Annotated in this window: 5 protein-coding genes; 4 read left to right on the top strand and 1 reads right to left on the bottom strand. The window is 43.0% G+C overall.

All coding sequences use genetic code 11. The annotated features are described in order from the left end of the window. The 4 genes from ACO4PX_RS08315 to ACO4PX_RS08300 all read left to right on the top strand — a co-directional run. Window positions 1-583, top strand: a 583-nt coding sequence (locus ACO4PX_RS08315) for an ABC transporter permease (protein ID WP_485572252.1), incomplete at its 5' end; no start/stop codon positions are given. A gap of 72 nt (window positions 584-655) precedes the next feature. Continuing rightward, window positions 656-1,411 (top strand): ABC transporter ATP-binding protein, encoded by a 756-nt coding sequence (locus ACO4PX_RS08310; protein ID WP_485572251.1) that lies wholly within the window; start codon window positions 656-658, stop codon window positions 1,409-1,411. A 160-nt stretch (window positions 1,412-1,571) separates the two neighbouring features. Beyond that, window positions 1,572-2,762: an ABC transporter substrate-binding protein gene (locus ACO4PX_RS08305; protein ID WP_485572250.1), complete on the top strand. Its 1,191-nt coding sequence runs from the start codon at window positions 1,572-1,574 to the stop codon at window positions 2,760-2,762. A 201-nt stretch (window positions 2,763-2,963) separates the two neighbouring features. Beyond that, window positions 2,964-3,857: a YitT family protein gene (locus ACO4PX_RS08300; RefSeq protein ID WP_040648227.1), complete on the top strand. Its 894-nt coding sequence runs from the start codon at window positions 2,964-2,966 to the stop codon at window positions 3,855-3,857. A 251-nt stretch (window positions 3,858-4,108) separates the two neighbouring features. Here ACO4PX_RS08300 and ACO4PX_RS08295 read toward each other — a convergent pair. Then, a partial coding sequence (locus ACO4PX_RS08295; protein WP_485572249.1) for an APC family permease occupies window positions 4,109-5,399 on the bottom strand: 1,291 nt, incomplete at its 5' end.

The following is a 5,399-nucleotide window of genomic DNA, read 5'->3' as shown; positions in this document are numbered from 1 at the left end:
GTTTTTATTATTTTGCGGTTATTTTTCCGGACTGATTGTGGGGCTTTTTACAGGAATTGCCTGTGGATATAACAAAAAAATAAATTACTGGATTGAACCTTTTATGAAACTCCTGGGCTCAATTCCCAGTACTACATGGATTCCGATTGTCATGGTTTTAGCGACTTCTTTGTTCCGGGGAAGTGTCTTCATCATTGCGCTGGGCGTTTGGTTCTCCATTACCTTAGCAACAATTACCGGCATTCGGAACATGGACAAGTCTTATTATGAGGCGGCAAGAACTTTGGGGGCAAAGGAGAAGGATTTGATCCTGGAAATCGCTATACCCTCGGCCTTACCCAGCATTTTCCAAGGTATGGTTCAGGCCATGAGTTCAGCTTGTATGGCTTTGATGGTTGCGGAAATGATTGGTGTGGAGTCCGGACTTGGCTGGTATATCACCTGGCAAAAGAGCTGGGCGGAGTATGGAAAGATGTACGGTGCCATTATTCTCATCTGCGGTATCTTTGTTACCGTGAATTTTCTTTTAAACAGCATCAAAAAACGAGTGCTTCGTTGGCAGGAAGGTATGCTGAAGGATTGATAAGAAAAGGATTAGAAGAATGAGAACTGACAATTGGCTGAAAGAAAGAACCTGTCCGGAAAGGAGTAGCTCTTGGGATTAGTAATAGAAAATGTTTCAAAAAGTTTTGCCCGTAAGGAAAAGGAAATTACCTTCGCTCTTTCTCCTGTGAATTTGCAGGTGGAGGAAGGAGAATTTCTTTCGATTGTAGGCCCCAGCGGATGTGGTAAATCCACTTTGCTTCGTTTGGTGGCCGGATTAATTCCTCCCACTTCGGGAAGACTAATGCTGGATGGGCAGGAAATAGAAGGAACGGATGCCAAAAGAGGCATGGCCTTCCAAAAGCCCACTCTTTTTCCATGGCTTACAGTGGAGGAAAATATTGCTTTCGGACCCAGAATGCAGGGGCGGAAGAAACCGGAAGAAATAGAGAGAATGTTGGTATTAACCCATTTGACCAAATTCCGGAAGGCCTATCCCCACGAATTGTCCGGGGGAATGGCGCAAAGAGTAGCTCTTGTCAGAACCATGATTAATGAGCCGGAGGTCTTTTTGCTGGATGAACCGCTGGGAGCATTGGACGCCTTTACCAGAATGCAGATGCAGGATGAACTACTCCTTTTATGGAAGGAAAAGAAAAATATGATGTTGATGGTGACCCATGATGTGGATGAGGCCATTTATATGGGTACCAGAGTCATTGTTATGGCTAAGGCGGGAGGCAGTATTTTAAGGGATATTTCTATTGATTTGGATTATCCCAGAAAAAGGTTGGATTCCAAGTTTTTATCTTACCGTGAGGAAATTATGCGTCTTCTCGGGGTGGATCAGGAAGAAGAGTCAGGTTAAGGAGTTTCTTAAAACTCATACAAAACGTAATGGAAGTCTTAGGGAAGCCTTATAGAATTAGTCTTATGGAGGCCAATGGGAATATTGGAACATGGCGTTTTGCGATGGGTTTTTAGATAGATAGGAACAAGAAATGTACAGGCAAGAAGAGGAGTGTATGATGAAAAAGACATTGAGACAACTGGGAATGGCAGTAGCTTTAGCTTCCGTATTTTCTATGACGGCTTGCAGCAGTCAGGTGGGAAAGCAGGCGGAAACGACAAAGGCGGAAACAGGAACTTCGGCTGAAAGTCAGGAAAAGGCTGAGGGCGAGAAGGAAAGTACAGCACAGGAGGCAAAGCAGGGGGATGGAGAACATCAAACCGAAGAAATCAAGGGGGGATTTTCCGACCGCCCGGAGGCAAAGGATATTGTATATCATCCCTTAAAGCTTACTCCGGAAGAGGAAGAAGCTTGGAAAAAAGAGCCTGCTTATGGCAAGGATATCCAAATTGGTTATAATGGAGGACTTTGTACAGGAACCTTCGGTACTGCTCAGGAAGAGGGATTTTATAAGGCGGAGGGCTTAAGTACAGCTATCAGCCAGATGACCGAAGCTAAGGATGCAGTAGCTACAGGAAAGGTGGATATTGCTGCAGACCATTTGGCTTCTGTTTTTGTTCCTGCTGTAAATGGCTTGAATCTGGTATTTACAAAAGGTGCTCATAGCGGCTGTAAGACTTTATATGTATTAAAGGATTCCGAGATTCAAAGTACCGCAGATTTAAAAGGAAAGACGGTTTCTTTAAGTGACGGTATCGGAAATTCCGACCATAATATTGCTCTTCGTTTCTTTAGTAACGACGGCATTAAGCCTGAGGAAGTGAAGTACAAGGTGGTTGCCAATGATGCAGTGATTATGGCTTTACAGAATGGAGAAGTGCAGGGAGCCATGATGTCCGATATGTTTGCACGGAAATTTGTAGACGAGGGTATTATTCGTCCAATTCGTTCCCTTACTACTGATCCTGACTTCAAGATTGAACCTTGCTGTGTACAGATTATGAATGCGGATTTTGCTAAGGAAAATCCTATTACAGCCAAGAAATTAGAGAACGCCAGCATCTATTGCAGCCAGTGGATTGAGGACAATAAGGAGACCTTCGTAGATCTTCTTTTGGAAAAGAACTGGGCAAGTGGTGATAGACAGAAGGTCTTGGATTTTGCCAATTCTTTAAATTTTGTACTGACCGATCAGCAAACAGAAACTGCTATGAGAAAGGTCATCAAGGATTACCAGTCCTTCGGACTCTTGGATAAGAATCTGAAGGAAGAAGATATTGTGGAAAAATTCTGGAAGCCTATGGATTGATATTTTTATCTAGTGCATTTAGCTATAAGTATGGATAGTTTGTAAAAAAATGCTTTTACTTTCTTTTCACTGTGCTAAAATAGACATAGTTCAAAAAACAAAGAAGAAGTGCGTTTTGTGCTTCTTCTTTTGTGTGTAATTCATAACGAGTATCGCTCGCAAAGCGTGCGATATCTCGTTGATAAAGAAGGAGCAGGAAAAATGGAAGCAGAGCAGGAGCATAAGCTACAGAAAAGGATTTTAAACTATTTGCAGATTATTGTAGGCTGTTTTATAACGGCTTTTTCTGTAAACTGCATTTTGGTGCCGAATAAGCTGTCTACCAGCGGAGTGACGGGATTGTCCCAGATGGCGGAGCGCTTTATCGGGATTCGCTACACCTATATTTATTACTTTTTCAGTATTACCATACTGATTCTGGCTTTCTGTTTCCTGAAACGAGAAGAGTTTATGAAGATTATCTTCGTTTCTTTTCTCTATCCTACCTTACTGGTTCTTACGGGTATGTTTGACTTTGTCTTTGTACAAGGGGAAATGTTTTTGGTGTGCATTTATTTCTCCCTGTTTTATGGTGTTGGCTCCGGCTTGGTTCTTCGGGCGGGGGTGACCTTCGGCGGAACGGACACTGTTGCCAGAATATTGAACCGGAAGATTTTTAAAGGTGTTCCCTTAAGTAAAGTCATGCTTTTCCTGGACGGTTCCATTCTGATTTCTCTGGGCTTCGTTTTTGGAAAAGATATTGCCCTTTATGCTTTGGTCAACCATGTGATTTGCATTTATATTATGGACTATATGCTTTTTGGTTTCCGTCAAAAGCTTTATAAGGTCACCATTATTCCATTTATCAAAGATGATACGGAGGATATCACCAAGTATATTCTGGGGCTTGGTCGTGGCGTAACTCAAACAAGAGTTGTGGGAGCATATACAAAGGAAGAAAAGATTATGCTTTCCTCCATTTGTTCCCCCAGACAGTCGGCCATGATTCGTAAGTACCTTGCGGAGAATTTTCCCAGAGCCTTTATGGAGGTGGCACCAATTGTGACCGTATACGGCATAGGAGAACGATTTGTGCGAATTAAAGGAGAGGATTAAAAAGTCTGAAAAATAAGGCGTTTTATTTCATATATTTGTCTTTTGACGGGATACCTCATTCCGGGGGGAGATACTTGTTGGAAATAAAAAAAGTCGTTTCTTTGGAAGACCCAAGGAGCGACTTTTTTCTTTTATTCATAACGAGTATCGCTCGCAGAGCGTGCGATATCTCGTTCATGGTGTAGGCAGTCTACAACATTCGGTAAATGGTATACGCAGGATTTATCTTAGCTGCCGATTTGTTTTCTGAATCAGTCCTTTTGATGACTCTTATACTTCTGCTGTTCTCTTAGCACAAAGGCCAGCCAGGGGAAGAGAAGATAACCAAATACCATTGCAAAGATGGCATAGAAGTTCGGCTCTATAAAGCCGTCTTTTTTACTGCTGAATTGTGCGACCCAGTTGAATTGACTGAGCAGGAAGATGGTTAAGAGAATCGCCAGGATGGATAATGGCACATCCAGAATAAAGCTTTTGATGGGCTTCTCGATAATTGCTCCCTTTTGTTTTCCGTAGTAGAAGCATAGGACAGCCAAAGGCACCAAAAGGAATTGTACAAATCTAGCAATGGAGCTGATAATCATAATGCCTTTCATGTCATAGTGGAAGGCCATGGGAATCATAATTGCCCACAAAATGCTGAATACAAATGCGGCATAGGGGAAGCCCCCGGCAGTTCTCTTAGTGAAAACACTGTTTACCTGTCCATCCTTAGCCATCGCCTCTAAAAGTCTGGGAGTATGGAAGGAAGCCGCAATATTAATACCGAACATAGAGACAAAAGCACCTAAAACGATGGCGTTTTGCAATACGGGATTTTCAAAAATATCGGCTAAAACCACAACATTGCTCGAGTTTAGCAGAGCCATGGGACTCAGTCTCATGGATACAAAAACGATTCCCAAATAGATAGCGGCAATCATGAAGATAGATAAGGGCAAGGCTTTTGGAAGATTTTTTTCCGGAGTCTCCATATCGGAAGAACCGCTGGCTGCTCCCTCAAAGCCGGTAAAGGCATAGAAGGCTGCTACAATGGCTGTAACAAAGGATTTAATACTTAAAGCAGGAACGGTGTTGCTGCTGTTTCCGGGCACCAGCAGGGACAAGTCTGCAGTTTGCCTATGCTGTAATAAGAAGAAAATTCCTGCCAAAATCGTCAGAGATAAGGCCAATACCTTTCCTAATGTAGATAGGTTGGAAACAAATTCCAGCACCTTAAGCCCGAACAGATTAATGATAAATAGGACAAGCATCAAAAGAATAAAACCTATCGTCACCAAAGCAAAGCTATTGGTGTCCATACCGAAAATCTGCAGGACGGTTTTTACTACGCCGGTGCCCATCACACCCCAGGCAATACTGGCGGAAACGAATCGGGAGGTTCCAATATAAAGTCCGGCATTTTCGCCGAAGGCTGCTTCTACGTAAGCATAGGCGGCTCCACTCTTCACCACATAACGAGAGGCGGAAGCAAAGCTTAAGGCTAAAATTACGGCGAAGCCTGCAGCGCAGAGATAAGCAAGGGGGGCATAAGAGCCTACC

Source organism: Oribacterium sp., from assembly GCF_057249185.1.
The sequence above is the reverse complement of the archived record's forward strand: the minus strand, read 5'-3'. Positions and strand labels throughout refer to the sequence as shown.